25 protein-coding genes are annotated in these 26315 nt (G+C 40.0%); 17 read left to right on the forward strand and 8 right to left on the reverse strand.

The features are described 5' to 3' along the window. Positions 1-339 precede the first annotated feature (339 nt). From AC2VNP_RS09145 to AC2VNP_RS09180, 8 genes are all read left to right on the forward strand, one after another. Positions 340-1605: an ammonium transporter gene (locus AC2VNP_RS09145; protein ID WP_486917034.1), complete on the forward strand. Its 1266-nt coding sequence runs from the start codon at positions 340-342 to the stop codon at positions 1603-1605. Between the two features lie 21 nt (positions 1606-1626). Then, positions 1627-2613 carry a DUF294 nucleotidyltransferase-like domain-containing protein gene (locus tag AC2VNP_RS09150; protein ID WP_486917035.1) on the forward strand — a complete coding sequence of 329 codons (987 nt, stop codon included), beginning with the start codon at positions 1627-1629 and terminating at the stop codon, positions 2611-2613. Next, positions 2610-3335, forward strand: coding sequence for an exonuclease domain-containing protein (locus AC2VNP_RS09155; protein WP_486917036.1), 726 nt, complete (start codon positions 2610-2612; stop codon positions 3333-3335). Before AC2VNP_RS09150 ends, AC2VNP_RS09155 begins: the two co-directional genes overlap by 4 nt. A 40-nt stretch (positions 3336-3375) precedes the next feature. Beyond that, positions 3376-3729 (forward strand): MerR family transcriptional regulator, encoded by a 354-nt coding sequence (locus AC2VNP_RS09160; RefSeq protein WP_486917037.1) that lies wholly within the window; start codon positions 3376-3378, stop codon positions 3727-3729. A gap of 720 nt (positions 3730-4449) precedes the next feature. Then, the gene (locus tag AC2VNP_RS09165) at positions 4450-6231 is read left to right on the forward strand and encodes a M3 family oligoendopeptidase (protein ID WP_486917038.1); all 1782 of its coding nucleotides are present in this window, start codon (positions 4450-4452) and stop codon (positions 6229-6231) included. Positions 6232-6364: 133 nt separating this feature from the next. Beyond that, entirely contained in the window at positions 6365-8038 is a 1674-nt protein-coding gene (locus AC2VNP_RS09170; protein ID WP_486917039.1) for an ATP-binding protein, read from the forward strand. Beyond that, positions 7965-8237 carry a DUF5327 family protein gene (locus tag AC2VNP_RS09175; protein WP_275119252.1) on the forward strand — a complete coding sequence of 91 codons (273 nt, stop codon included), beginning with the start codon at positions 7965-7967 and terminating at the stop codon, positions 8235-8237. Before AC2VNP_RS09170 ends, AC2VNP_RS09175 begins: the two co-directional genes overlap by 74 nt. Positions 8238-8336: 99 nt before the next feature. After that, positions 8337-8708 (forward strand): DUF423 domain-containing protein, encoded by a 372-nt coding sequence (locus AC2VNP_RS09180; RefSeq protein WP_486917040.1) that lies wholly within the window; start codon positions 8337-8339, stop codon positions 8706-8708. Positions 8709-8849: 141 nt separating this feature from the next. Here AC2VNP_RS09180 and gerQ read toward each other — a convergent pair whose 3' ends face one another. From gerQ to AC2VNP_RS09200, 4 genes are all read right to left on the reverse strand, one after another. Continuing rightward, on the reverse strand, positions 8850-9503 hold the full coding sequence (gerQ, locus tag AC2VNP_RS09185) for a spore coat protein GerQ (RefSeq protein ID WP_486917041.1): 654 nt from the start codon (positions 9501-9503) through the stop codon (positions 8850-8852). Positions 9504-9541: 38 nt separating this feature from the next. Next, positions 9542-9973, reverse strand: a complete 432-nt coding sequence (locus AC2VNP_RS09190) for a cell wall hydrolase (RefSeq protein ID WP_486917042.1) — start codon at positions 9971-9973, stop codon at positions 9542-9544. Between the two features lie 271 nt (positions 9974-10244). Next, entirely contained in the window at positions 10245-10994 is a 750-nt protein-coding gene (hemQ, locus tag AC2VNP_RS09195; protein WP_486917043.1) for a hydrogen peroxide-dependent heme synthase, read from the reverse strand. Positions 10995-11140: 146 nt separating this feature from the next. Next, entirely contained in the window at positions 11141-11881 is a 741-nt protein-coding gene (locus AC2VNP_RS09200; RefSeq protein WP_486917044.1) for an enoyl-CoA hydratase/isomerase family protein, read from the reverse strand. A gap of 357 nt (positions 11882-12238) precedes the next feature. Between AC2VNP_RS09200 and pta the strand changes: the two genes are divergently transcribed. Continuing rightward, positions 12239-13228, forward strand: coding sequence for a phosphate acetyltransferase (gene pta, locus AC2VNP_RS09205; RefSeq protein ID WP_486917045.1), 990 nt, complete (start codon positions 12239-12241; stop codon positions 13226-13228). Between the two features lie 40 nt (positions 13229-13268). Here pta and lipL read toward each other — a convergent pair whose 3' ends face one another. Then, positions 13269-14111 carry an octanoyl-[GcvH]:protein N-octanoyltransferase gene (gene lipL, locus AC2VNP_RS09210; RefSeq protein WP_486917046.1) on the reverse strand — a complete coding sequence of 281 codons (843 nt, stop codon included), beginning with the start codon at positions 14109-14111 and terminating at the stop codon, positions 13269-13271. Between the two features lie 144 nt (positions 14112-14255). On the opposite strand from lipL, the gene AC2VNP_RS09215 reads away from it, so the two are divergent. After that, the gene (locus AC2VNP_RS09215) at positions 14256-14477 is read left to right on the forward strand and encodes a YuzB family protein (protein WP_486917047.1); all 222 of its coding nucleotides are present in this window, start codon (positions 14256-14258) and stop codon (positions 14475-14477) included. A gap of 49 nt (positions 14478-14526) precedes the next feature. Here the strand turns inward: AC2VNP_RS09215 and AC2VNP_RS09220 are convergent, their stop codons facing one another. Further along, positions 14527-15228, reverse strand: a complete 702-nt coding sequence (locus AC2VNP_RS09220; RefSeq protein ID WP_486917048.1) for a class I SAM-dependent methyltransferase — start codon at positions 15226-15228, stop codon at positions 14527-14529. Positions 15229-15378: 150 nt separating this feature from the next. Here AC2VNP_RS09220 and AC2VNP_RS09225 point away from each other — a divergent pair, with 150 nt between their 5' ends. Beyond that, positions 15379-16674 (forward strand): HD domain-containing protein, encoded by a 1296-nt coding sequence (locus AC2VNP_RS09225; RefSeq protein WP_486917049.1) that lies wholly within the window; start codon positions 15379-15381, stop codon positions 16672-16674. 14 nt (positions 16675-16688) lie between these two features. Then, on the forward strand, positions 16689-17192 hold the full coding sequence (locus AC2VNP_RS09230; protein ID WP_486917050.1) for a YwgA family protein: 504 nt from the start codon (positions 16689-16691) through the stop codon (positions 17190-17192). Positions 17193-17443: 251 nt separating this feature from the next. Here the strand turns inward: AC2VNP_RS09230 and AC2VNP_RS09235 are convergent, their stop codons facing one another. Continuing rightward, complete coding sequence (locus AC2VNP_RS09235) at positions 17444-17632, reverse strand: 2-hydroxymuconate tautomerase (protein WP_486917051.1); 189 nt, start codon at positions 17630-17632, stop codon at positions 17444-17446. Positions 17633-17833: 201 nt separating this feature from the next. On the opposite strand from AC2VNP_RS09235, the gene AC2VNP_RS09240 reads away from it, so the two are divergent. Then, a complete protein-coding gene (locus tag AC2VNP_RS09240; RefSeq protein ID WP_486917052.1) occupies positions 17834-18367 on the forward strand; it encodes a YwhD family protein in 534 nt (177 codons plus the stop codon). A gap of 771 nt (positions 18368-19138) precedes the next feature. Here AC2VNP_RS09240 and AC2VNP_RS09245 read toward each other — a convergent pair. Beyond that, positions 19139-21208, reverse strand: coding sequence for a transglycosylase domain-containing protein (locus AC2VNP_RS09245; protein ID WP_486917053.1), 2070 nt, complete (start codon positions 21206-21208; stop codon positions 19139-19141). Between the two features lie 461 nt (positions 21209-21669). Here AC2VNP_RS09245 and speE point away from each other — a divergent pair, with 461 nt between their 5' ends. The 4 genes from speE to argS all read left to right on the forward strand — a co-directional run bounded on the left by speE (position 21670) and on the right by argS (position 25717). Continuing rightward, the gene (speE, locus tag AC2VNP_RS09250; RefSeq protein ID WP_486917054.1) at positions 21670-22497 is read left to right on the forward strand and encodes a spermidine synthase; all 828 of its coding nucleotides are present in this window, start codon (positions 21670-21672) and stop codon (positions 22495-22497) included. Positions 22498-22511: 14 nt separating this feature from the next. Further along, complete coding sequence (gene speB / locus AC2VNP_RS09255; RefSeq protein WP_486917055.1) at positions 22512-23387, forward strand: agmatinase; 876 nt, start codon at positions 22512-22514, stop codon at positions 23385-23387. Positions 23388-23609: 222 nt separating this feature from the next. Then, the gene (locus AC2VNP_RS09260) at positions 23610-24053 is read left to right on the forward strand and encodes a YwiB family protein (RefSeq protein ID WP_486917056.1); all 444 of its coding nucleotides are present in this window, start codon (positions 23610-23612) and stop codon (positions 24051-24053) included. Next, entirely contained in the window at positions 24050-25717 is a 1668-nt protein-coding gene (gene argS, locus AC2VNP_RS09265; protein ID WP_486917057.1) for an arginine--tRNA ligase, read from the forward strand. The genes AC2VNP_RS09260 and argS overlap by 4 nt, the downstream gene beginning before the upstream one ends. Positions 25718-26315 lie beyond the last annotated feature (598 nt).

Below are 26315 nucleotides of genomic sequence, written 5' to 3' on the forward strand. Positions count from 1 at the left end.
AGATTGAAAATATGATCATTTTGAACGTTGATAGAAGCTGCGTGAACACCATATGACTATCGAGATATCATTAAAACAGCTGAAGATCCGTATTTTATTATAGAAACTCACAATAAAACAGAACAAAGATAAGGAAACGGCCAACCGACCCTCTTAATAGCTGGAACCCCCTGAAACAACTAGAAGAGGAGCCCACTTTAATTCCCCATAAAAACGTTGTTCGAGAAACTGTGTCAGATCATCTTCCAAAAATATAGTTTCTGAAAATTGGGAATGTATAATTAAGTTAACAAAAGATGTTAGCTAAGCTAACGCAGAAACGAAGGGAGAGGTTGACAGATGGAACAAGTTTTAATGGATAATTTGTGGGTCATTATTGGTACTTTTTTAGTTTTACTTATGCAAGGTGGATTTATTTTACTAGAAGCAGGTTCGACTCGAATGAAAAATGCGGGTCACATTGCAGGAAAGACAATTTTCACAATTAGTCTTGGTTCGATTGTTTTCTGGGCAGTCGGTTGGGGCTTCATCTATGGCGAGTCAGCAGGTGGATTTCTCGGAATATCTGATTTCTTCTTCGGGGATGCTTCAGGTCCAGATGGTGGATTAGCAGGATCTGTAGACTTCATGTTCCAAATGATGTTCGCACTTATCGCTTTAACCATTGCATTCGGTGGTTTCGCTGAACGTGCAAAACTATCAGCTTACGTCATTTTCGCAGTTTTATTCTCTGCTCTAGTTTATCCAGTAGTCGCACACTGGGTATGGGGTGATGGTTGGTTAGGTGGCCTTGGAAAACAAGACTTTGCAGGTTCAACAGTTGTTCACTTAACAGGTGCGATGGCAGCTCTTGCTGCAACGATTATCTTAAAACCGCGTATTGGAAAATATAATAAAGACGGTTCATCTAATGATTTAGCGGGTCATAACCAAGTTTACACTGCTTTAGGGGTTCTTCTTTTATGGGTAGGTTGGTTTGGATTTAATGGTGCTAGTACATTTGAAGTGGCTGATGCATTCTTTGGATATGTCATCCTTAACACGCAATTAGCAGCAGCAGCTGGGGCGATTGCCGCGATGTTCTTAATCTGGATGATGAGCGGAAAAGCAGATGTTCCGACGACGTTAAACGGTGCTTTAGCAGGTTTAGTTGCTATAACAGCATCATGTGGTTTCGTCGCACCTTGGGCAGCAGTTGTTATTGGGATTATTGGTGGTCTGATCGTAGTCGTAAGTATGAAAATTTTTGATCGTGCGAAAATTGATGATCCGATTTTTGCCTTATCAGTTCACGGTATGGCAGGTATTTGGGGAACCATCTCAACTGGTTTCTTCGCAGTTCCCGCATTATCTACTGAAGTAGGTTGGGGTCAAGCTGGATTATTTTACGGTGGTGGCTTTACACAATTAGGCGTTCAAACGTTAGGTGTTGTCGCTGGAGGAATTTACGCATTTGTCATTTCATTCATCATCCTATATGTGATGAATAAAGTAATGGGAGGACTTCGTGTAACGGAAGAAGAAGAAATCATGGGTCTAGACATCAGTGAGCATGGAAGCTATGGATACCCTGAAAGTATGAAATCAGAAAAAACAGGTGCTTAAGAATAGGGTGGTGTATACCACATGAAACAACCTTTGGTGAATTCGTATGAGCAGTTAAAAAGGTGGAGAATGTCGTCTATCGAGCATGTAAAATATGATCATACGAAACTAAATGAATTCCACGACGATTTGATCACAAAAACAGTAAAAGCAGCCATCGAAAACGTAACAAGTGAGTGGGGTCCTCCCCCTGCTCACTTTGCTTTCTTTATGATGGGAAGTGCTGCACGTTTTGAACAAGCACTTTGGAGTGATCAGGATCATGGGCTCGTATATATTTCTACAGATGATCGTGAAAGAGACTACTTTTTAAAGCTCGGAAAAGAAATCTCATTAGCATTAGAGTGTGTTGGTTACGTTAGATGTGATGGATTGGTCATGGCCTCGAGTGAGAGATGGTGCAAATCACTCTTATCTTGGAAGGCACAAATCCAAGGCTGGATCGAAGAAGAGAGTTTTGAAACATTGCGTCACTTACTCACCTTTTTTGATTCACGAGTGTTTATTGGAAACCCGTTACTGTTAGATGAGTTAAAAGACGTTATTTTTTTACAATTAAATGAAAAACCAACCTTAATTCAACGGTTGTATGACAATGTAGAGCGACGTAAAAAAGCAATTGGTGTGTTTGGTCAGTTGTTGGTTGAATCGTATGGTTCACATAAAAATGTTATTCATTTAAAGAATACTGTTCTTTTTCCGTATGTAAATTCGTTACGGCTTTTAGCGTTACAAGAGCAGATTAAAGCGCCTGAAACATTAGTGAGGTTTGAGCAACTTCCTGATCAATTGACAGAAGTAAAAAAACTGAGAGAGACATTTGAACGACTTTTACAGTTCAGGCTTCGTTTCCAAGGAAATGAACAAAGCTATGAAACGATTCATCTATTAAAAGTCGACAAGTTAACTTCTATTGAGAAGCAGGAGTTAAAAGAGTATATCCGCTCGGGTGCGCGCCTCTATAAACTAACGAAAAAGCACATCGATAAAGGGTGTGGCATGAAGTGATCAACCACATGATTCAATATATGAAACAACTATCAGGAAAGTTAAGTCCGAATGTATATACCTCTGTACAGCACCAATCGAGTGCTTCACAAATGGCCTACATGAGACAACTCCAAAAAGAATTAAAGAAAGAAAGTGTGCTAAATAAACAATTTGAAGAACTTGAAGTCGTTGTGTTTGACATCGAAACAACAGGCTTTTATCCAGATCGAGGGGACAAAATTCTCTCCATTGGGGCGGTAAAAGTAAAAGGAGATTCGCTTGTGGAAGAGGAAGGATTTTATTCGTTAGTCCGTCATGAAGAGCCATTGCCTCAGCCAATTTTAGCGTTCACCGGAATTCAACAAGAAGATCTTTTTACAGCGCCGACGATTGAGCAAGTTCTCGAGCAATTTTTTCATTATGTTGAAGGGCGTACATTAGTGGCCCATCATTCGCAGCATGAAAAAGCGTTCATGCAGCATGTCTCTTGGCATGTGTTACGGACAAATTTTATCCATCGTGTGATTGACACATCATTTCTGATCAAAGTAGCCCTGCCGCATCAAAGTTTAAAAACATTGGATGAGTGTTGTGATTATTTTGATATTCCGGTTTTAACACGGCACCACGCGTTGGAAGATGCGAAAATGACCGCTCAATTATGGATTAAGAATGTACAAAAGGTAAAAGGGTTAGGCTTTCACACCTTGCAAGATGTGTATACCGAGTTAGCGAAATGAAGAAGATTACACCCATTACAGAGCTTAAAGGAGGGAGGGGATGAATAAAAATTTCCCTCGTCATGTGGCGATTTTCCCAATTAGTGTTGTTAAAGAAATGACCCAGTTAACAGCAAGACAAATTCGTTACTACGAAGAGCAAGGACTCATCAAACCGGCTCGTAATGAAGGGAATCACCGGATTTTTTCACTAAACGACATTGAGAGATTTACAGAAATTAAGACTCTCATTGACCAAGGCGTAAATATTGCTGGAATTAAAGCAATTTTTATGACTAGACGCCAGGATCGAGAAAATGTCGTTCCTACCTTAAAAGACCGCTCGATGCTACGTTTCACCGAGGAAGAATGGTTTGACCTGATTGAAAGGTATAGGGCAGGTGGAATTTCGTAAAAAATTTTAGGACTTCTAGACTGTGAAAAGACTTGGGAATTCCAGACCATGGAGAGGCTGGGGAACCCGAGTCTTTATTTTGTTTTTTAGAAGCGGTGTTAAGCGAATACGAGGAGAGCTGGTGCGTCCATTCTGTAGCTGCGATTTAGTTAACAAGTTAGCAAGAGAGGTGACATTGATAGAATTATCGCTATTGGAAATTTAGCGGACTCCAGGGCCGCTATTTCGATTAAAATTGTACTTTTTAGAGCTGAGCGGACTGAGAAGCCTTTATTTCCTAGTTTTCGAGGTTACTTTTGATGAATTGAGGCATTTAGCGTCCTCTCAGTCCTCTAAACTTGAAAAGACGATGGTTTTTAGTAAAGTAGGGGCTTCTGAGTCCGCAAAAAATCCTTTTCCCTATGATTATGGCTCTTTGCTGTCAGGAAATAAATCATTCAAAGATCCATACACTGCATGCGCGTCTTCCTGTATATCAAGTATCAAACTTTACCATATGATTGCTGTATCGCGTGCTTGGACTTTTCTCATTTCAGTTTTGAAGACTCAATAAAATTAGCCAACTGAGTCATAATAAATACCATGGATCATTTCAATATGAAGTGGTTTACTCAAAAATGAGTTTTACTAAGTGTGGATAGGGGATTTTCGTTTTATTTCCCCGGGAAGTGTTGTAAAATATTTAGGGTAGCGAAACAAAGTTTGAGAGGAGTAAGAGGCATGCAAACAAAGTATAATCAACTATGGGATTTAGACAGCATTTTTCCAGGTGGCAGCGAATCAACTGAATTAAGAGGGTTTATTCAAGAGACTAAAGAAGAGTTGATCGCACTTGAACAATCTCTTCAACAATTAACGGAACTACATAAAGAACAACAAAAATTAATTGAAATTATTGAGAGCGCACAAAACGCAGCTGCAAAAGTACGAGAAGTCGGTGCATTTGTCGGTTGTTTAACAGCGCAAAATATGGCAGACAAAAAAGCGATCCAATTAAGTGGAACAGCTAAAGAGCTTTCATCACTTTATCAAGGGGTTTTAACGAGTATTGATGAAAAAATTCTAGAATTGGAAGAAACAGAATTACAGGCAATGATCAATGACCATTTTCCTGATGTTGCATTTTATTTAAATGAAAGAGCTGAGCGTGCCAAAGATAAGTTATCGCCAGCCGAGGAAAAATTGGCTCAAAAGTTATCGACAAGTGGGTACCATGCGTGGGCAGATATGTACAATGCCCTCGTAAATAGTATGAAAATTACGTTTGAAGAAAATGGAAAAACAGAAGAACTTTCAGTCGGGCAAGCTGAAAATAAATTAGCAAATAATGACCGTAACGTTCGTGTTGATGCTTTTGAAAAGTGGGAAAAGACATGGACAGAAAACGAAGATTTATTTGCTACGACGATTAACCACCTTGCTGGTTTTAGACTTGGCCTTTACGAAAAAAGAGGCTGGACAAATGTTTTAAAAGAACCGCTGGAAATTAACCGGATGTCAGAAGCAACATTACATGCGATGTGGGATACGATTACTAAAAATAAATCACGCTTTATGCCGTACCTAGAGCAAAAAGCGAAGTATCTAGGTTTAGAAAAATTAGCTTGGTATGATGTACATGCTCCAATCGGAAGTGCAAGCTCATCAATCCCATATGAAGAAGCTGCAGAGTCAATTATCGATCAATTTGGTAAGTTCAGTCCAAAGATGGCTGAGTTCACAAAAATGGCGTTCGAAAAAGATTGGGTTGAAGCAGAAAATCGTGCTGGAAAACGCCCAGGCGCTTTTTGTACAACGTTACCGGCAAGCGGTGAGACGCGCGTCTTTATGACGTACAGTGGTAGTGCATCGAACGTGTCGACTTTAGCACATGAACTAGGTCATGCCTACCATGCATATGTAATGCGTGACATGCCGAACTTTGCGCAGTCTTACGCGATGAATGTTGCAGAAACGGCTTCAACTTTTGCTGAGCTTATTGTAAGTGATGCAGCTGTGCAGCAGGCAGAAACGGATGAAGAAAAGCTAGTTCTTATTGAAAGTAAACTCGGTCGAGCCATTGCTTTCTTTATGAACATCCATGCGCGCTTCTTATTTGAAACGAGATTTTATGAGAAGAGAAAAGAAGGACTGCTTTCGGCACAGGAGTTAAACGATTTAATGGTCGAAGCACAGAAAGAAGCGTATTGTGATTCTTTATCAGAATACCATCCACATTTCTGGGCGGCTAAGCAACATTTTCATATTACAGGCGTACCGTTCTATAACTTCCCGTACACATTCGGCTTCTTATTCAGCCTTGGTGTATACGCACATGCTCTTGAAGAGGGTGCATCATTTGAAGATGGCTATGTTGAGTTGTTACGTGACACAGGTAGTATGAATGTCGAAGAATTAGCACAAAAACACTTAAATGTTGATTTAACTAAAGCAGAATTTTGGCAGAAAGCCATTGACCTCGTCGTTAAAGATGTAGACCAATTCTTAGAGCTGACAAAGTAACAAATATGGTGCCAGGCACCTTTAGTTCGCTAAAGGTGCCTGGCACCTCTTTTTTCTTTTTCTTTTGGGCGTTAACATCAGTTTTGAAGTAATGGTATAATAGAGGAAAACATGTCGGAAAATGGAGAAGTATATGGGTATCGATAAGCAAAGGCGTTTAGACCTTATTTTCAAACGAAATCAATTAATGGCAAAACTCTTAATGATTTTTTATGCATCCAGCATAGTGATTAATACTTTTATTGATCCGGCCATACTTGTGTTCATTGCCCCTACAGGTTTTTTTATTAGTGTTCTTGTTTATTTTTTATCAAAACAGAAACAGTTTGCGATATTAACGATGTATTTATCAATCTTTTTTGTGTTCAGTTTTTTCTCCTTATTGATTATCTATGAACCGTTACTCATTAATTTTATATACATATGGTTAGGGTTAATCATTAGTTCCATGTTTCATATGGTACGGCCGATTTTGTTTGCTAGTTTTCTGACAACAGTGGCGACCATCTATTTTTTCTTTCAGTACCAAAACGAGTTATTCCCAGGGTCCGACCAAGTGGATGTGATCTATGTTACGCTATTTGGAATACTCGTCACAATATTTTTAGTGTTTTCTAGTCGTTTTACGGAAGATTTACTGGAAAAGGCGCAACTGAAAACGGCGAAAACATCTAAAGCGTTAATCGAGGCCAAAGGTTATATAAATACTTTATTTAACCAGTTAAAGGATCCGATCGTCATCCATGACGAAAAAGGCAGGATCTATCAAGTGAATCATGGGTTTACAGAAACATTTGGTTGGAAAACTGAAGAAGTGGTCGGCCAAGCGATGCCGCAATTAAACGAAGTCCAACTTAAGTATTTACAAGAGCAATGGGAGTCGGTTTCAAGGGGTGAAACGGTCCGAGAAATCGAATTAAAGAATGGGACGAAGGATGAAAAACAATTAGACGTTGCTATATCGGTATCAGCGATTCGAACGGAAGATGGGCGAATTGTTGCCTTAGCATCGATTATTAGAGATATTACGGAACAGAAACAAACCGAAGAATTCATGAGAAGGTCGGAAAAACTTTCTGTGGTTGGTCAGTTAGCAGCGGGTGTTGCTCACGAAATCCGTAACCCGATTACGGTTATTTCTGGGTTCCTTCAGTTAATGCAGCAACGAGAACAAAATACAAATAACCATGTACCCGTTATGTTAAGTGAGCTTGCAAGAATCAATAAAATTATCAGTGAGTTTCTGTTATTAGCCAAACCGGGGGTTCAAAAGTTTGAAAACGTAAAAATCTGTTATTTAATCCGAGAAGTAGTGACGCTGTTAGACACTTCAGCAATCATGAAAAGTATTTCGATTACGTCCGAGTTTTCAATTGACGATACGACAGTCGAATGTGATCCTGATCAAATCAAGCAAGTGCTCATTAACTTACTGAAAAATAGTATTGAAGCGATGGATGACGGAGGACAAATTCATATCCACGTCTTTGAGAAGGATAATATGATTCATATTCAAGTGAAAGATACAGGAAATGGAATCCCCCACGATGTTCTTGAACGAATCGGTGAGCCATTTTTTACGACAAAACCAAAAGGGACAGGGTTAGGCTTAATGATTTGTGATCGTATTATTGAGCATCATTACGGGAAAATGGACATTTCAAGTATTCAAGGAAAAGGCACAACCGTAACTATTTCTTTAAATAAAGTGATTAGTGAACAGGAGGGAAGATATGAATATACCAGTCCAGAATATTATCGCCAAAGTCGAACAGCAACTGAACGAAATGAAGTCAGAAGCGGCTGAAGGTAATGAACGGGGAGTGCAAGAAGCGGCTAAGCTGATTAAAGCTTATTGTGAGCTAGTGTTGGATAAAGAAAGTACGGCTACAAAAAAAACGACCGTATCGGAACAACCACGTATTTTACCAAGTGCTAATGTGACGACACCTTCAACAAGCAGTTTGAATTCAAACAAAGATGAAGGTAGTTTGTTGGATTTTTAAAAGGCTGGATGATAGAAGCTTAAAGTTCCATTTTGTTAATTACCTGATGAGATATGATATTCTATGATTATTAGAATGAAAAGTAAAGGAGATTTTTAGATGATTAACATATTTATTGTACTTGGCAGTATCGGTGCGGCATTAGGTGTTGCTTTAGGTGCATTTGGAGCCCACGGATTGGAAGGTCGTCTGACAGAACACTATCTTAAAATTTATCAAACGGGTGTACAGTACCATATGTATCACGCACTAGGTCTAATTTTAATTGGATTAATCAGCTGGAAAGGTGTCGAGTCTAGTTTAGTTCACTGGGCGGGATGGCTTATAGTATTAGGAATTATCTTATTCTCTGGAAGTTTGTATGTTCTAGCAGTTACGGGAATTTCAAAGCTAGGAATGATTACGCCATTAGGCGGAGTAGCCTTTATCGCTGGTTGGGTACTTCTTGCTGTAAGTATGTTTAGAGCATAAAAAAAATAGGCTGACTCTTAGTGTCAGGCCCTCATGTGCACACAGACAATGCAGATCGATAACAAATGATTGCAACTATAGTGTGTAGGGAGGGCCTGACTTTGTTTTATGAGCCAGCCTATTGTATTAATTTGTTATTTATTAATCTTCTTCTTCGCGTGGCGGGTATGCAGCTAAGGGTACCTGACCAAACGGATAATCGTATTCGATTTCCTCATCAAACTCAACATAATCAAGGTTAACCATTAATAATAAGTACCACATACCTGTTTGTGGGTCACTAATAACAATGTGGTCGCGTCCTGCTTCACGGACGATTCCTGTGAATACCCGTGATGGCCATTCTGGGTTATTCTCAAACGTCATATACACTCTTACCCGTTTCCCACGGTTGAGACGGAGAATGTTTTCAATATAGGACATCTCCATTGGTAGCATCCCTGGGATTTGCGGGAATTGCTGCTGTAATTGTGGCTGTGGTGCATAAAATAGCGGTGGCATCATAGGCTGTTGCATCATAGGCTGTTGCATCATAGGTTGCTGCATCATGGGTTGCTGCATCATGGGTTGTTGCATCATGGGTTGCTGCATCATGGGTTGCTGCATCATAGGCTGTTGCATCATGTGTTGCTGCATCATGGGTTGTTGCATCATATGATGGTCCATCATAGGCTGCTGCATCTTATGCTGATCCATCATAGGTTGTTGCATCATTGGATCCATTGTTGGTTGTTGGTGTTGCATATGTGTGTGGCCATCCATTGTAGGTTGATTATCCCATTGTTGCTGATACATTGTATCACTCCTTTATCTTTTCTGAATGTATTATTTTTTTAAAATGTACTATAAACTTGCGGACACTCTGATGCTAAAGGTGTATAGAAGCAATGGAGCTTATAGCGGCCCGAGTTCCACTGTCCCCACCATTGAGCAGGGCAAGATCCCTCAGGTCGGAAAAACCATAAGGCGAATTCTGCTGGATGATGTCTTTCACCTTGTATAAGCTTGCGGGCCAATCTTCTTTCTTTGTCACGCGCACCTTGGTAGAAGTAGCCTTTTTGGGTGGCCTCAAATCCACCTGGTGATTGCCAAACCATTCTTTGAATCGAGTTGATATCAACAAAATCTAGACACGCAGATCGAACTCGATTGACCATTACATTGCCTGCCATTAACATTCCAAGTTCTCCTTCACCTTCTGCTTCAGCGCGCATTAAGCGAGCCATCAAGTCAATATCACTGCTGTTGGCTTTAATAACGGCCATCTGTTCACCTCCTAATTCATTAGGTGCCGTACGTGGTGAGTTGGAGGATTGTCAATTGACTATGGTTTTTTACAGCTTAATCGTGTTACGGCATACCCAAGCACAGTTAGTTCAAATATATGTAATGAAAAATGGGACTATGACTTTTTCATAAAAACCTCATTAAAAAAATCCAGTCTCTTTAGTCGAGAAACTGGATCTTTTTTAGGCATTAAGCCTTTTAGTTTTAAGGTTTAAAGGCTTGTTAGCTAAGTTTAATTTAAATTAAAGCTTACACGTGAAAATAACGCTCAACACCGTCGATATTTAAAAGGTTACCAACGTAGAAAGAGCCAAATTCACCGTATCGTGCTGATACTTCATCAAAACGCATTTCATACACGAGCTTTTTGAATTGAAGAACATCGTCAGCGAACAGCGTTACGCCCCATTCCCAATCGTCAAATCCAACAGAACCAGTAATAATTTGTTTTACTTTTCCTGCATATTGACGTCCGATCATACCATGGCTGCGCATCATGTTACGACGGTCTTCCATTGGTAGCATGTACCAGTTATCATTACCTTGGCGACGCTTGTCCATTGGATAGAAACAAACATGCTGTGCTTTAGGTAACTTAGGGAAAAGACGTGCACGGACTTCTGGATTTTCCATTGGGTCTCCGCCGTCCTTACCAGCCATATAGTTACTTAATTCAACGACTGAAACGTAGGAATACATCGGAATTGTAAATTCTGCAAAACGCGTTTTATTAAAGGCAGTCTCAATTTCATTAAGTTCTTGCATAGTTGGACGAAGTAGCATAAGCATAAAGTCAGCTTTTTGACCAACAATCGTGTAAAGCGCATGACTACCTTCATTATTTTCTTCGGTTTGGTTCCACTCTTCTAGCATACCGATAAATTCATTTAATACTTGTTGACGCTCTTCACTAGAAAGCGTTTTCCATGCAGGCCAATTGATTGCGCGAAATTCGTGTAATGAATACCAACCATCTAGAGTAACTGCTGCTTCACTCATACTTTCCACTCCTTTAAATTATAAAATATATGTATCAAACCATACTATACCATAAACAGATAAATCTATTCCATAATCAAACCAAACGGTGCCAGGCACCTTCAACGCTTTACTGTGTTGAAGGTGCCTGGCACCGTAATTTATATTTATTTGGTTAGGAAACGTTGTACGGCCATGATGTGTTCTTTTGTTTTTCCGGCAGCCGTTTGAGCGTCTTCTTCCATTTGAAGTACTTCAGCTAGTGTATGCTCATAACTACTACCCATAACGTTCTTCATTAGCCCGTAAGCTGTTGTTGGAAGGGTAAGAAGTTGCTGAACAAACTCATCTGGTTGTCCTATTTTATGGACGAGTCCAATACGGTATGCTTCCTCGGCTGAAATAGGCTCTCCAAGAGACATTTCTAGTGCTTTACCTACCCCAACGAGACGTGGAAGGTAATAGGAAGCTCCTGCATCAGGAACGAGACCAATTTTTAAAAAGCTGATTCCCATCTTTGCATCATACTCCGCAATACGGAAGTCACAAGCTAGTGCGAGACTCAACCCAGCTCCAACAGCAATTCCATTGATATAAGCTACAGTCGGTTTTTGGACCGTATCCATATAGAGTAACAGCTTATTGTATGTTTCTTTTAGGTAGTCACCGTAATCAATATCTCCTAATTTTTCTGTCGCCACACTTTTCAGGTCAGCTCCAGAGCTAAAGGCATCTCCTGATCCTGTCAAAACAATAACACGTACGTCTGGATCTTCATTGGCTTGTACAAAGGCACTATATAACTCACGATGCATGTCTGAGTTAATTGCGTTTTTCACCGCTGGGCGATTTAATGAGATTGTTGCTACGTTCTGTTGTACATCATAGATTACAGCTTTTTGCTCCATTCCATTCACTCCCTTAAATAGTTGAAACTTCTTCCATTATAATGAATAGTCATTCACTTTATCAATGTAAATACGAAAATTCTGAAAAAACGTCAAGCTGTTATTTCTGTAAAATATTAACGAACGCGCTTCTGCATGAGTGTAATCAAATAAGGAAACGATGAAAAAGAGTACTTTAATCGTAGTAGAAGCCGTACAAACTCGAAAAAAATTTTTCTAATATAACTAATTCTTAAATTAGCAAAACCGTGAGAAAATTTCTATTTTTACTACATTAACCCAAGTAGTTTATTTTTTAAATAAAGAGGAGTATGCTTATTGGTAAGGTCATCTGATCAATTGTAGGAGGAATTTATAGTGAGTGATCTCTTTACAGAAATTAAAGCGCAAGTCAAAAGTCATTATCCGAATGTAGTATTGCCAGAAGGTATGGATGAGAGAATTATTGAAGCTGCTAGTCAGTTGTCAAATGATGAAGTCGTGAAGCCGATCATCATAGGAAAAGAAAGTGATATTTACGCAAAAGCGAAAGAACTCGGCGTTACTTTTAAAGACGTTGAAATTATTGAGCCTGCAACATATAAACATTTAGATGAATTAATTGCTTCTTTTGTTGAACGAAGAAAAGGGAAAGAAACAGAAGAAAGTGCACGTGAAAAATTAATGCAAGAAAATTATTTCGGTACGATGCTTGTACATGTGGACAAAGCAGACGGTTTAGTTAGTGGAGCTGCACATTCAACAGGAGATACTGTGCGTCCAGCCCTACAAATTATAAAAACACAGCCTGGAATTCAAAAAACATCCGGTGTATTCGTTATGGTAAAGGGCGATAAAAAGTTTGTCTTCGGTGATTGTGCGATTAACATTGCTCCTAATGCAGAAGAGTTAGCGGAAATTGCTATTGCTACAGCTGAAACAGCTAAAGTATTCGGACTTGATCCGAAAGTAGCGATGCTTAGCTTCTCGACTAAAGGTTCGGCATCATCGATTGAAACACGTAAAGTGTCTGAAGCGACGAAGTTAGCACAACAACAACGCCCAGACTTAGTCATCGATGGTGAATTCCAATTCGATGCTGCATTTGTGCCGGCAGTTGCTCAAAAGAAAGCACCAGATTCACCATTAAAAGGTGAGGCAAACGTATTTATCTTCCCAAGCTTAGAGTCAGGGAACTTAGGTTACAAGATCGCACAACGTCTTGGTGGATACGATGCAATTGGTCCAATCTTACAAGGATTAAATAAACCAGTAAACGACCTATCCCGTGGATGTAACGTAGCCGATGTGTATAAACTTTCACTAATCACAGCGATGCAGTCCATCACAAGAAAAGTACTTGCATAAAATAATAAACGGTGCCAGGCACCTTTAATGCTGTAAAGCATTAAGGGTGCCTGGCACTTATGCGTTCGTTGCGTTTGATAATACGGATGTATTGATCTTCATATGCTTGTCTTTCTTCTTCTGTAAAGGAAGAAGAGGAAAGGTGTGCCCCTTGCTCTTTAAAGGTAAGGAGGAGACGGTGAATAACCGACTGTACTGTTAGATCCTCACCTGTTAGTTCCGTTAAAGACGCCATCGTTTCAGGGATGATGCGAGGGTATTCAAACGTTGTCGGCTGTCCTTGGACCGCATGATCATAAAACGTTTGAATGAGCTTCGCGCGTTCGCTGCCACTTCCTGACACACAGAGGTATATTTGAACCGCCACACCCCCGCGTATGCGACGTTGAGAAATGCCGGCAAATTTCTTGCCGTCAACGCTTAAATCATATGAGCCTGGACAATAAGATCCGACGATTTCACGGGCTTCAACCGTAACGCCATAAGGATGTAACATTTCCTGAATTAATGCAAACATAAGCTCATAGCCTTCGTTAATCGAAAACTTTTTCTCTTCCTTTAAAATAAGGGATACATTTAAGATCCCTTCATCAAGTACGACAGCAAGTCCGCCTGAATTGCGAACAATGACGTTATAGCCTTGTTCATTTAAGAAATCGATCCCTTCCTGAACAAAAGGCAGTCGGCTATCTTGAATACCGAGGACAATCGTATCGTGATGGACCCACGTCCTTAATAAAGAGTCTGAGCAGTCGTTTCCAACAGAGATACATAATGCATCATCATAAGCAAACGATTGAAGAGCGTCAAAATAAACGCCTAGTGTCGACTGATCTATAAAACGCCAAGTTTGATTGGAGAGATGATGGGTTATTGTGTTCATTTTCTATACTCCTCAAAGATAAAAAATATAAGCAGGTCTAAAATTACTAAAGATTGCGAACGATAGTAGATATGGTATACTATCCTTTGTGAATAAAAGACACTATCTCATATTACCATAAAGAAACGAAAGGAATTAACTCCAATGGCAAACGAATTTCGCATATGTGACATTTGCCAAGCCACGAATATAAAAACTTTATTGCCTCGGTTAAAAAAACTGGATCCTGATGCAGAAATTCATATCGGGTGCCAATCCTACTGCGGACCAGGCCGAAAAAAGTCTTTTACGATGGTTAACAACCGTCCGATATCGGCTGCAAATGAAGATCAACTCATTGAGAAAATTGATAAAAAACTTAAATAAGTTATCTGGACCATCCATTTGGTCGCAGGTAACTTCTTTTTGTTAACTTTTAATCGACTGGCTTTTGTACGACTAAAGTAATGGCGTTTGTTTTTAATAATACGGCTTTCTCTTTTCGATTGATTTTGTACTCTAACGGTTTAACCACGACCTCAAGATGGGCCCAATCGCGGTAAACCTCTTGGAGTAAACTCATCATTTTTTCTGTCGGTAGATTAACTTCAAACAGCGGATCTAGCTCGTTATCAGTTGCCACATCGATTTCTTCAACCTCTGAATTGATCACAAGGTAATGGACCCCGCCCGCACGCGTACCTCGGATCATTTTTTGTAAAACATCTATAAAATGATCAACGGACCTTACATGTTCTAAACTGGATATAGCTACTATGTAATCATAGGCTTGCTCCTCAATTGGAAACTGCTCGATCAGCGATAAAACCGGACGAAGATTTGCTCGAACATTAAATTGAGCACCGTACTCGCTTAATTTTTCAACTGCCGTTTCCAAGTAATCCACGCAATCGACAATCCCGTTTGTTTGCCTTAGTTTTTCAGCAAGAGGGATACTATGACGCCCTACTCCGCAGCCAAGATCTAGAACTCGCATATCCTGACTAACAGCATTTAAATAATGAAGCACGTTTGGAACAGGCTTAAAAAGCCAAGACCCTTTTTCAAACAACTTATTTTCTTTGTAAAATTCGTTGTGGTACCTCGCTTCTTCTTGACGAATGTAATCTATATTCATCTCTAAAATCCCTCCCCCTAGACAAACTTCCATTATTTTACCATAAAATTCTGAAAGATTATAATTTCGTTAATCTGTTAGGGGACTTGAGACATCCTGTGGCAACTTTTGTATAATAAAGTTAGATAAAATGGAGATGGAGTGTGCTTGATGCAAAATATAAACGGTCAATTAAGTGAAGAAAAAGTATTTAAAGACCCTGTCCATCGATATATTCATGTCCGTGATACACTCATTTGGGAATTAATCGGTACAAGGGAATTCCAACGTCTACGACGAATACGTCAATTAGGGACAACCTTTTTTACGTTCCATGGTGCTGAACATTCTCGCTTTAATCATTCGCTCGGAGTTTATGAAATTATGCGGAGAATTATTGAAGTGTTTCAAGGTCGTCCGCATTGGGATAATAATGAACGCTTATTATGTTTAAGTGCAGCCCTTTTACACGATGTTGGTCATGGACCTTTTTCGCATTCCTTTGAAAAAGTGTTCAATACGGACCATGAAGAGTGGACGCGAGAAATTATTTTAGGAGAAACCGAGATTAATCAAGTTTTACGTAAAATGGGAGACGATTTTCCGCAGAAGGTAGCTGATGTGATTGAAAAAACGTACAGCAATAAGCTAGTCGTTAGCTTAATTTCAAGCCAGATTGATGCGGATCGAATGGATTACTTGCAGCGAGATGCTTACTTTACAGGGGTAAGCTACGGTCATTTTGATATGGAGAGAATCTTAAGGGTTATGCGCCCGATGGAAGACCAAGTCGTGATTAAAGAGAGTGGCATGCATGCGGTGGAGGACTATATTATGAGTCGCTATCAAATGTACTGGCAAGTGTATTTCCATCCCGTCACAAGAAGTGCCGAAGTCATTTTAAGTAAAATTTTAATGCGTACAAAACATTTATATGAGACAGGATATGAGTTTAAACAAGAGCCTGTACATTTTTATTCTTTTTTTAATGAAAAAAAGAGTATTGAAGACTATTTGCGGCTTGATGAGGCGATAATCCTGTATTATTTCCAAATTTGGCAGGATGAAGATGATCGCATTTTACGTGATCTTTGTGGTAGATTTTTAAATAGAAGATTGTTTAAATACGTCGAATTTAATCCGAATTTGCAGATGAAAGAGTGGCCAATTCTTTACCAACTTTTCCATGAGGCTGGTATTGACCCTGAATATTACCTTGTAGTAGACTCATCTTCTGACCTGCCGTACGATTTTTATCGTCCTGGTGAGGAAGAAGAGCGGCTGCCGATCCACTTGCAAATGCCGAACGGAAAAATTCGTGAGTTGTCACGAGAATCAGACGTCGTTGAGGCGATATCTGGAAAAAAACGAACCGATCATAAATTATACTTTCCATTCGATTTTCTAGAAGATGAAACAGAGAATGCAACGATAAAACAAAAAATTAAAGCTATACTTTTTAAATGAAGGGGAGGAGCGTTTTGCTAAAGGAACATGTAAAGCTGCTATCGATGTTCCAACAAGCAGGTGAAATTGTTGGGCGGAAAAAACTGCAGAAGATCGTTTATATTTCTAAAAAGTTAGACATTCCATTTTCAGAACGGTTTAAATTTCATATGTTTGGCCCGTACTCTGAAGAGCTAACGCTTCGGATCGAGGAACTTTGTAATCTTGGTTTCTTACAAGAAATTCTTGAAACAAAAAGCGGTTACCAGCAATACCGGTACATTTTAACAGAGGAAGGCGAGAAGTTCCTTGATATGTATAACCTTGATTTACCGAACATTCAACCTTGCGTTTCTAGCATGAATGGTCAAAGTTCACGGTTTCTTGAATTAGTATCGACGGTCCTTTATTTTGATGAGATGGAAAAAGAGGAAATTGTCGAAAAGGTCATGACGGTAAAAAAGAAACAGAATTACACAGAAGAAGAAATGGAACGAGCTTTCACATATATTGAACAATTAAAATCAGTTGAGCATTAATGCAGGAGCTTACTTTTTAAAGAGAACTTTAGGAAGCGAGCCTTATATCTGCTGAAGGCGCATGGAGTGTATGAGCATCCATGCGTTTTTTTGTTTTTACTACAGCTTCTTTTTTTCGGTCTGAGATAGAATGAAAACCTTTACTTACTAAAAAGACGCAAACACAAATTAAATGGTCTCATGTGTCTCTTTTACATTATTCAGCTTTAAAGCGCTGCTAGTATATTGGAACAACCTTTGGCTAGTTATAATTACTCAGCGTCACTTAAACGCTTGCCAGCCACTGCATAGTGATTCTTAGGCATTTCTTCAATAAAAACAACGATGTTTTCTTTTGGAGCGTTAACCGTCTCAGATACGGCTTCTGTCACTCGTTCTATAAGTTCTCTTTTTTGTTCTTCATTACGACCTTCAAGCATTTTTACAGTTACGTACGGCATAGGAATTCTCCTTTTTTATGTAGATGAAATTAGAATTTCCTCATTAGCATATCATATACAAAGAAAATTTACTCACGTGTGGACGTTAGTTAACTTGAGAAATGACCTAACTTACATCATGTGATAAACTAAAAGATAGAATGAACGCATCATGAAACGTGTATGCTGATTATAGAATATGGATGAAGGGATGATCGATGAATGGATCTCTTTGATAAAGATAAGCAGAAAAAAACAAAAACGGGCTTTAATATTTTGAGCACGGATTCAACAGACGGACACGGTGGATACGGGACAGGCGTTATTGACTTAAATAATGTTTCGCCGATTATCGTTAACCCAGAAAATGACGAAGCTTTCGTTGATATGGGAGCTTTACACGCACGCTCGGCTGTAGAAAAACGAATTAAATTTACACCAAATCGTGAAGACTCACCAAACGGTAAGCTGTATTGGTTAGTGTGGGTTTCTGTGAACAATAAAGGAGCGAGCCCGTTCTACGCAGGCGTAACGGCATGCGAAATGGTCATTGATATGGAAACGAGACGTGGCTATAAGAGTCTACCAGAACACGTCAATCGCATGGATAAGTCATTAAAAGGCCACATTATTGTCGACCATATGGATGAAAAATCAAAGAAAATTTTAGGGGAGTTCCTTAAATCACATAATGAAGACATGTGGAATCACTCTGAACTTAAGCTAAGACAAGAACTTCTTGGTGAAGAACAATAAATTTCAGTTTGTCTAGCCTATTTTTTTGTTATCTTTGAACGATTTATGAACTCTTATTCAAAGGGTTGAGCTTTTCGTAAAATCGAATTAAACTTAAAACTAGTATAAATCGACACATATTTATACTAGGACCGACAAAAGGCAGAGGAACCCACCTCTGCCTTTTGTCATTTCCTGGTTATGCAACGACGAATTAAGGGTAGCAGGTACCTTTAATGCATTACATTGTTAAAGGTACCTGCTACCATCGGCTTTGCCTTTTTGTCGTTTTTGTAGTTTGATCCGGAAAAATAACGGTACCAGGCACCTTTAATACATTAATTGGTTAAAGGTGCCTGGTACCTTCGGTCTAAACGACCGCTTCCGCTTTTCTCGCCGTCTAGCTGCAGGTGCCATCGGCTCGAGGTCGCTTCGGTCCATCAAACGTGTCTGAAGAACAGGACACGTATTGCTGGCCCTCCAGCGCTTGTCGCCGATAAGCAGGCACCTTCCGCTTTTCTTCTGTCTAGCTGCAGCGGTCAGCGTCTAGTGAACTTCGCTCTCCTCCTTACGATAAGTCAACAGCGGTTCGTTGCCTCACCGTTTCCTTTATCTCATACGGAGGAGCTCCAGTTCTTACGACGCTTAACGACCGCTTCCGCTTTTATATGTCTAGCTACAGGTGCCATCGGCTCGAGGTCGCTTCGGTCCATCAAACGTGTCCGAAGAACAGGATACTTATTGTTGGTCCTCCAGCGCTTGTCGCCGATAAGCAGGCACCTTCCGCTTTTCCTAGTTAAACCATTTGATAAAGCGGTCGAGGAATTTTTCTTTTTCGTGGACTTCTTCCTCGGTCATTTCGACTTCTTGTTCTTCTGTCATATGGGCTTGGCAATATTCTGTCGGCTCAGTACCAGAAACGAAATAGGTTAAGCGCTTAACAGGGCATTCATCCGTAGCAAGTAAACCGTTTTTAGGATTTATGTAAACTCCGGTTACGCCTGGTGGTTTATGGAAATCCAATTTTAGTTCATCTTTGAGCGCGTGTTCGGTAAATTGGGCCCAAATGCGTTTGGCGATCTGGCCTTCTGTTGCGTGATTGAGCCGTTTTTCTAGATCATAACCAACCCACACCCCTGTCACAAGCTGAGGAGTATAACCGACCATCCAACTGTCAAATGGAGTAGAACCTGACTTTCCGGCAACAGGACGATTTACAAGGTGTGCAACAGATCCACCGGTTACGCTCGCATAATCATTGATGGAGCGATCGAACATCGCTGTCATTAAATCGGTCATAATAAACGCTAATTTCGGATCTAGGACTTGTTCAGTCACTGACTCTTTTTCAAAAATAACCTGTCCAGTTTTATCAACCACTTTTCGAATAAACCTCGGTTCTACTCGTTTTCCGCCGTTAGTAAAGCTCGAATAACTGTTCGTCAACTCCAATAGCTGCACGTTATTTGAACCTAAAGCGAGCGAAGGTATATTCTCCAATGGACTATTAATGCCGAATCGTGTTGCTGTCTCCACTAATGTTTCAGTATCTAAAAAGAGATGTGTTTTTACAGCAAAAATATTATCAGAAAACGCGAGTGCGTGTAACAAAGTGACAAAATCATTCGCATAGTTATCATTAAAATTAGAAGGTGAATAATCTGGTCTTCCATCATCAAAAGTAAATGTTGTCGCTTCACTTAATAATGTCGATGACGGAGTAAATCCGTGTTCCAATGCAGCATAATACAAAAAGGGCTTGAACGTGGATCCTGGAGATCGCCGCGCTTGTGTGGCTCGGTTGAATGGACTTTGAAGGTAATTCCTACCCCCAACAAGTGCTTTTACATCTCCTGTCCGCGGATCAACTGCCACCAGTGCAGCTTGCAGCTCTTCAGTTGGTCCCAGTTCAATTTCTACCCAACGCTCCGCTTCAGCTTGCATATTGCGATCTAAAGTAGTAAAAATTTGTAAACCACCTTGCTCAACTAACGCTTCATCGATGTTATATTTTTCTATTAATAAATTTCTTACATACTCTTGAAAATACGGGCCAATCGCACCAGTATCCTCTTTCTCAGATATTGCAAGCTGTAGCTGCTCATTTTTCGCTGCTGCCGCTTCCGCTGAAGTAATATGGCCGGTTTGTACCATCGATCGTAATATGAGCTCTTGTCGCTGTTTCGCACGTTCGAAATCATTTTGCGGAGAATAGTAGCTTGGCCCTTTAGGGATCCCGGCAAGAAGACTAGCTTCGGCTAAACTTAATTCTGAAGCTTTTTTATTAAAAAAGTAGCGTGACGCTGCTTCGATGCCGTAAGCACCGTGACCATAGTAAATCGTATTTAAGTATCCTTCTAAAATTTCATCTTTCGTATAATACATTTCAAGACGAAGCGCATAGAGTGCCTCATTAAACTTTCGTTTCCATGTTTTATCATGAGTTAAATAAAGATTTCTTGCGTACTGTTGGGTAATCGTACTAGCCCCTTGAGCTTTCCCGCCGGATTTTACATTTGCTACAACAGCTCCTGCAATTCGTGTCGGATCAAACCCATAGTGATCATAAAACTTACGGTCTTCAATGGAGAGAGTGGCATTCAGCAATTGTTCACTAATCTCTTCAAGGGGTACCCAATAGCGGTTTTGTCCTTGGTGGCTTTCACCGATAATGACGTCATTCGCATCTAAAAGCCGTGTCGTCTGAGAAACTTGTAATACGGGTGCACCTTCCATTTTTAAATACGTCAATAATAAGACCGCTGCCAACATCGATAAAACGATCAGAAATAATGAAAAGCGAAATAGTCTGCGAAACCAACTTACTTTTCGTCTCGAACGTCTCTTTACGATGACTTCCATGTTAGTCACCTCTTTACATTTCAGATTTAAAAAATAAATAAAAACGTAACGTGTATCATCACAAAAAAGTGAGAATAACTTATTGAAATAAATTCAGAATTAAATTCTTGGATAAAGAAAATTAGAAATAGATTGGATTCTGGCTTCGTAAACTGCAAGCTTCTATAGTAAAAAGGAGGCTTATCAGCCAAGATTTATTTTTTATAAACATCACTATTTTTGGAAGATTAATGAATTTTTAAACACAAATAACCTGAATATCTAAAAATTCTCTTGCATTTTTGTACAATTCATTTATACTTTTTTTGTTTGGCACTGAAATTACAATAAAGTGCTTTAATCTAAGTCGTATTAGAAACTTATAAATAACGATGATTCCAATGTTTTTGGACAACCTTTTAGTAAGAGCTAGAAACTAGGGCAAACTACATAGAAAGAAATCATATTAAGAGGTGACAAACATGGAATTATGGTTTACGGAAAAACAAACGGAGCGTTTTGGAATTACGATGAAAATTAAACGCACGTTACATACAGAACAAACAGATTTTCAAAAGCTAGATATGGTTGAAACTGAAGAATTTGGAAACATGCTCGTTCTTGATGGAATGGTCATGACGACGCAAAAAGATGAGTTCGTTTACCACGAGATGGTAGCACACGTTCCTCTTTTTACACATCCTAACCCAGAAAATGTACTCGTTGTTGGTGGCGGTGACGGCGGGGTGATCCGCGAAGTGTTAAAGCACCCTTCGGTTAAAAAGGCAACACTTGTTGAAATTGACGGCAAGGTTATTGAGTATTCGAAAAAGTACTTACCGGAAATCGCAGGTATGTTAGACGATGCTAGAGTTGAAGTAAAAGTCGATGATGGATTTATGCATATTGCTAACAGCGAAAATGAGTATGACGTTATTATGGTTGACTCTACAGAACCGGTTGGACCAGCTGTCAACTTATTCACGAAAGGGTTTTATGCAGGTATTTCCAAAGCGCTAAAAGAAGATGGTGTTTTTGTAGCACAAACAGATAACCCTTGGTTTACACCTGAGTTGATTACGAATGTTCAACGTGATGTAAAAGAGATTTTTCCAATTACTCGTTTATACATTGCTAACATTCCAACGTACCCAAGTGGACTTTGGACATTTACGATTGGTTCGAAAAAGCATGACCCACTAGCCATTGAAGACAGTCGTTTTCACGACATTGAGACAAAATACTATACAAAAGATCTTCATAAAGCCGCATTTACTTTACCGCGTTTTGTAGAAGATTTAATTAAGTAAGGGGAGAACTTATTTTGCGATTTGACGAAGCGTACTCAGGAAAAGTTTTTATTATGAGCAGACCGAGCTATGAAGAAAGTGAAGCGGTGATTTACGGAATGCCAATGGACTGGACGGTTTCTTTCCGCCCAGGATCTCGATTTGGCCCTACAAGAATTCGTGAAGCTTCCTTAGGGTTAGAGGAGTATAGCCCTTATTTGGACAAGCATCTTGAAGAAGTGAATTTCTTCGATGCGGGTGACATTCCACTTCCTTTTGGTAATCCAGCACGAAGCCTAGATATGATTGAGGATTATATCGATAAGCTAATTGCGGATGGAAAATTTCCAATTGGATTAGGCGGGGAACACTTAGTGTCTTGGCCAATTTTCCGTGCGATGTTTAAAAAATACTCAGATATGGCAATCATTCATATTGACGCACATGCGGATTTAAGAGAGCGATATGAGGGAGAACCGTTGTCGCACTCCACACCAATTCGTAAAGCATGTGAACTGATCGGGCCTGAAAATGTCTATTCATTTGGTATCCGCTCTGGCATGCGTGAGGAATTTCAGTATGCAAAAGAGTCAGGCATGCACATGTCGAAGTTTGATGTAGCTGAGCCTTTAAAAGAAGTACTGCCTCAGTTAGCAGGTCGAAACGTATATGTAACGATCGACATTGACGTTTTAGATCCTGCACATGCACCGGGTACAGGAACAGCAGAAGCAGGAGGAATTACATCTAAAGAATTATTAGAAGCCATCCACCTCATTGCGAATTCCGACGTAAATGTCATTGGCGCAGACCTAGTAGAAGTCGCTCCAGCATATGATCCGACAGAACAAACACCAATTGCAGCAAGTAAATTTATCCGCGAAATTATTTTAGGATGGGTAAAAAAGTAAAACGGCACCCTAAGAGCTGACTCATACGTTCCTTGAGTCAGCTTCTTTACTATAATGCGGTGCACACGCGTACACACGTGCGATCGGTGCCAGGCACCTTTAATGCTTTACATTATTAAAGGTGCCTGGCACCGTTACACCGTTCCGCAGTCTGCATAGGATTGTTCTTGCAACGGCGCGACAAACTCGCTAAACTTGAAAAAAGAAAGGTGGGCAAGTCCAATGTCCGTGGAAGACAAAAAAAGACCAATCTCAGTACTAATGAAAACAACAATACGCCAAGGCGGCAAAAAGGAACACCTCTCTCTTAAAGGAAAGGGTAACGTTTATGTGAAAAACGGGTATACATATTTATTATTTAAAGAAATACATAACGATAAATTAAATGTTCAGACGACCGTAAAAATTGGCGAGCAAGAAGCTACGATCATCCGAAGTGGTGATCTATCGATGCGGCAAATCTATACGGTTGGTGAAAAGACAGAAGGAACATACCGGAGCCCGTTTGGTTACTGGCAAACTTCTGCAAAAACACATATCTGCCAATATGAGTGGCCTGCGAGTCGAACGAGTGGGAAACTTCACCTTAAATACGATTATTATTTACAAAATGAACCGTCAGGAACATTTGATGTAACGATTACCATTGAGGAGGAAAACGAATGAACAGTGTAGAGCAAATGAAAGAAAGATTAAAAGAAGAAATCGTAGCTGCCGTAATTGCTTCAGGAATAGATGAAAATCAAGTTCCAGATGTTGTGTTAGAAAACCCAAAAGATAAAGCGCATGGTGATTATGCAACGAATATGGCGATGCAATTAGCGCGAGTAGCCAAAAAAGCACCACGTATGATTGCTGAAGATATTGTCTCTAACATTAATAAAGAAAAAGCGTCCATTGAAAAAATTGAAATTGCCGGCCCAGGATTTATTAATTTTTATATGGATAACGGCTATTTACGTGACATTGTTCCAGCTGTACTTCAAGCAGGAGAAGAGTATGGCCAGACAAATGTAGGTAATGGGACAAAAATTCAAGTCGAGTTTGTTTCTGCCAATCCAACGGGAAGCCTTCATTTAGGACATGCTCGCGGGGCAGCAGTCGGTGATGCCTTATGTAATGTGTTAAGTAAAGCTGGCTACGACGTTCAAAGAGAATATTACATTAATGATGCGGGTAATCAAATTAACAACTTAACAACATCTGTTGAAGCTCGTTACTATCAAGCACTTGGATTAGAAAAAGAAATGCCGGAAGATGGCTATCATGGTGAGGACATCGTAGGATTTGGTCAAGATTTAGCAAAGGAATATGGCGATCGATTTGTGAATGTCGACGAAGAAGAACGAATGGAATTTTTCCGTGCTTATGGCTTAAAACGTGAGCTAGAAAAATTGAAAAAAGATTTAAGTGACTTCCGTGTTGAATTTGATAACTGGTTTTCAGAAACCTCTCTTTATACGTCAGGAAAAGTATTAGAAACATTAAAGCTTTTAGAAGAAAAGGGCGAGACTTACGAACAAGATGGAGCAACATGGTTCCGTTCGACAACGTATGGTGACGATAAAGATCGCGTCCTCATTAAAAATGATGGATCCTATACGTACTTAACGCCGGATATCGCGTATCATAAAGATAAATTAGAGCGTGGCTTTGATAAATTAATCAATATTTGGGGAGCAGACCACCACGGGTATATTCCGCGTATGAGTGCAGCGATTCAAGCGCTAGGCTACGGCAAAGAACAAATGGACGTTCAAATCATTCAAATGGTTTCTCTATTCCAAAACGGTGAAAAAGTGAAAATGAGTAAGCGTACTGGAAAAGCCGTAACGTTACGTGACCTAATGGAAGAAGTAGGAATTGATGCAACACGTTACTTCTTTGCGATGCGTAGTGCAGACACTCAACTGGACTTCGATATGGATTTAGCGGTAAGTAAATCGAATGAAAATCCTGTATTCTACGTTCAATATGCACACGCACGTATTTGCAGTATGCTTAGACAAGGCGAAGAACAAGGGTTACCTGTCGATGATACAAGCAACTTGAACCTGATTGCTTCTGAAAAAGAATTCTACTTATTGAAAAAAGTCGGAGAATTCCCTGAAGCGATTGCTGAAAGTGCTGAAAAACTTTCACCGCACCGCTTAACAAACTATGCGTTTGACCTGGCATCGGCTCTACACAGCTTTTACAATGCAGAACGCGTAATCGACCCAGAAGACGTTGAAAAAAGTAAAGCTCGCCTTGCACTCGTAAAATCAGTCCAAATCACACTACAAAATGCGTTAAAACTAATCGGAGTATCCGCCCCAGAACGCATGTAGTTAGAAAAGCGGAAGACGCCTGCTTATCGGCGACAAGCACTGGAGGGCCAGTCAAAAGTGTCCTGTAGTTTGGACACGTTGGATGGACCGAAGCGACCTCGAGCCGATGGCGTCTGCAGCTAGACAGTGAGAAAAGCGGAAGACGCCTGCTTATCGGCGACAAGCGCTGGAGGGCCAGCCAAAAGTGTCCTGTCGTTTGGACACGTTGGTGGACCGAAGCGACCTCGAGCCGATGGCGTCTGCAGCTAGACAGTGAGAAAAGCGGAAGCGGTCGTTTAGCGTCGTAAGAACTGGAGCTCCTTCGTATGAGATAAAGGAAACACGGTGAGGGTCAGTTGACCTTAGATCTTATCCTTTAACGGACTGAGAGACCTTTATTTTAGCGAAAACCTATAAAAATCAGAGTTTAACGGACTGAGAGGCCCCTATTTGCTTAATTTTATTATAATTAAGCATGATTATTATGGAATAAGGGCCTCTCAGTCCTCTAAGAGCTAAAAAATGCTGTCTTTTATGAAAATAAGGGCCTTGGAGTCCGCTATATTCTCGACAAACACAAAATTCAATTCCAGACAGACACTACCTACCAACCATCACC

This window comes from Alkalihalobacterium sp. TH-98, from assembly GCF_057473385.1.